The sequence below is a fragment of the Streptomyces sp. NPDC002130 genome, assembly GCF_040296465.1.
Classification (GTDB): Bacteria; Actinomycetota; Actinomycetes; order Streptomycetales; family Streptomycetaceae; genus Streptomyces.
This window is the reverse complement of the sequence record NZ_JBEOXI010000571.1, coordinates 1-2,338: the sequence shown is the minus strand read 5'-3', so window position 1 is coordinate 2,338 and position 2,338 is coordinate 1. Positions and strand designations below refer to the sequence as shown.

Annotated in this window: 3 protein-coding genes; all 3 read right to left on the bottom strand. The window is 63.0% G+C overall.

Going from position 1 to position 2,338, the window contains the following annotated elements; all coding sequences use genetic code 11:
* Positions 1-63: 63 nt before the first annotated feature.
* The 3 genes from ABT116_RS42925 to ABT116_RS42915 are packed head-to-tail and all read right to left on the bottom strand — an operon-like array spanning position 64 to position 2,271.
* On the bottom strand, positions 64-1,080 hold the full coding sequence (locus ABT116_RS42925) for a hypothetical protein (RefSeq protein ID WP_351646155.1): 1,017 nt from the start codon (positions 1,078-1,080) through the stop codon (positions 64-66).
* Positions 1,081-1,102: 22 nt separating this feature from the next.
* Complete coding sequence (locus tag ABT116_RS42920; RefSeq protein WP_231783642.1) at positions 1,103-1,456, bottom strand: hypothetical protein; 354 nt, start codon at positions 1,454-1,456, stop codon at positions 1,103-1,105.
* Positions 1,453-2,271 (bottom strand): hypothetical protein, encoded by an 819-nt coding sequence (locus tag ABT116_RS42915; protein ID WP_351646152.1) that lies wholly within the window; start codon positions 2,269-2,271, stop codon positions 1,453-1,455. The genes ABT116_RS42920 and ABT116_RS42915 overlap by 4 nt, the downstream gene beginning before the upstream one ends.
* Between the last annotated feature and the right edge of the window lie 67 nt (positions 2,272-2,338).

Sequence of the window (2,338 nt, the reverse complement as noted above, 5' to 3'; positions counted from 1 at the left end):
CTCATGTCAGGCCCGAGGAACACCCCACCGTCATCTCCGTAAACAGCACTCGAAGCACATTTTTCAATCAGCAGCCAGGGCGTCCCGAAGCGCTGGGCGGCCACTCGTTTCGAGCCACATAAGGCAGGACACCATCAGCCACACCCAGCACTTCCGGACCATCCAACAACTTACGGAGGACACCATGACCGCAGCAGCATTCACCTTCACTCCCGATGCAGACTTCGTCGACCGCGCACTCGACGCCGAGCTCCGCTGCGACAGCGAATCCGTCGACCGCAAACTCCGCACCATGCTCGCCGCCCTCGACGATTCCCTCGCCGGAATCAGTGATGCACGCGAAGACTCAGGATCTCCCGAACACGGCATGAAGCCGACCCCGATGACCGGCACCCGACGGCCGAGCGCACCGGTGCTCAGGTGGCGGGCGAGGTCAACAACCATTCCGCTGCCCGTGCCGCCACCAACACCGAAGGCAACAAGAACCAGGCATGGCAGGCCGGTCTGGTCGATGCTGTCGGCAAATGCTTCCAGTTCGCTGTGGAGTGGGCGCTCGCCGTCGTAATACGCACGGCCATAGATCGCCTTCGCCAAGGAGCGGGACACATGCTCGTCGGAGGACGGGACCTCCAGTTGGCCGACGTAGTTCTTCTCGGTGGTCGGAGTCGTGGTGGCATCCAGCCACGACGCGAATCCGCTCTCGCCCTGGCCCTTCCAGCTGAACCGCGGGAACTCCCTGCCGAGGAACTCGGGAAAGCGAGCCATGCTCTGCTCGAGATCCGCGGCGTCAGGGATGTCCAGGGCCACAGTGCGAATCTGCGCGCGGTCCCGGGGAATCCCACGATCATCAAGGCGTGCGTAGAACGAGTCCGCGTACTGGCGCATCTGACGCATGTCGCCCTCGCCGATATCGATCGCCAACGCAGTGAAACGAGCGCGCGGATCGTCGAGCATGTCCTCGATCTCACCGGTCCGCAAGAGCGCATCGATGAGCTGGGCGCCGGCCTTACCGAGGCCGACAACATTGATACAGTGCGGCGCCTGTTTTCCGCTTGCACTGTGGTACATGGATAGTGCCATGGTGATAGTTCAGCCCTTCTAGCTAGCTCAGGTATCCAAGGTCCTTGAGGATGGTTGCGGCGACCGTGGGGCGCTCGTCCGCAACCAACGTTCGGTACTTGTCGATGAATTTGTTGGCCTCGCGCGGGATTGCCCCCTGGTTAACCAGGTCAACACCTTTTTCCAAGTTGTAGCGGTGTAGTTCTGCGGTCCAGAGCCGGTGTTTGACGTAGATCCGCTCGTCGTCGGCTCCGCTGACGGTCACGGTTGCCCCACCCGGAAGGGTGTCGACCGCCGCGCCGTCCCGATACTTCTCGACGGCCTGATCCCAGTCCAGACCTGCTGGCTCCGTAGTCATCTCGGCCCCCGCGTGCTCGATGTCGGTTCCGGTGCTCACTTGGACAGCTCGAGTTGTTCAACCTCACCACGGATTGCCAAGTGCGGGACAACAACCCAGCACGCGCAGCCCAACAGGCATTCGCCACCGACTCCCTCGAATCGGGTTGAGGGCTCGCAGAGCAGCACACCGAGATCGAGCAGCCATGCGTGACGCATGAGCTTGGACTCCCAATCCAGCGCGTCGTAGGCCTCCCGCGCGGGCACGAACCAGCTCATGTCGAGCTTGCTCAGCCGCGGGATGAAGGCCGCGACCGTGGTGTCGCCCGAACCTGCGAAGGCCAGCGTGTTGGGTCCGACGACGGGATCGAGGGATTCAGACAACGACGCTGCGACTGCGCTGGCCGAGTCCGCACCGAAAGCGCGAACCTCGACGAATTCGACTGTTGCCGAGTCGGTTACCTCGCCGACCAGCGGAGTGCCGGCCGGACCAATACCCACTGCGAGCAAGTTGATCCAGCTGTCGGTCTGATCACCACGGGTGGCCGGATGCCACGCGTCGGCCGGGACATTCATCCAGTTGAGTGCCTTGATCGACTCGTACAGGTGATCACCTCCGTCACGCAGAACAAACTGCGCGATACCGGTGTCGATGGCCTTGTGCGCGGCGTCAAGGTCGCCGACCGCGTCGTACACCGCGTTCTGTGGCACACCGAAGAATCCTGCAGTGAAGGGGTTCTTGTAGAGGTCACCCCAGACGGTCATGACGCCCTTGTTCTTGTCGGCGTCCACCATGCAGTCGAGCTCATTGATGGCGATGAACGCGCGGCCGTCCTTGAGTTCGTCGGGGTCGGCGTCGGCGGGCAGCACGCACATGCCGGCAACCAGCGCGCGACGGCCCAACCGGATGTTGCACCGTCACGGCACTCCGGCCGGGTTCTCA

Bases quoted from the DNA above. Each gene is read 5' to 3' on its own strand.
- ABT116_RS42925 (WP_351646155.1), bottom strand. From the start codon at position 1,080: ATGGCACTATCCATGTACCACAGTGCAAGCGGAAAACAGGCGCCGCAC.
- ABT116_RS42915 (WP_351646152.1), bottom strand. From the start codon at position 2,271: ATGTGCGTGCTGCCCGCCGACGCCGACCCCGACGAACTCAAGGACGGC.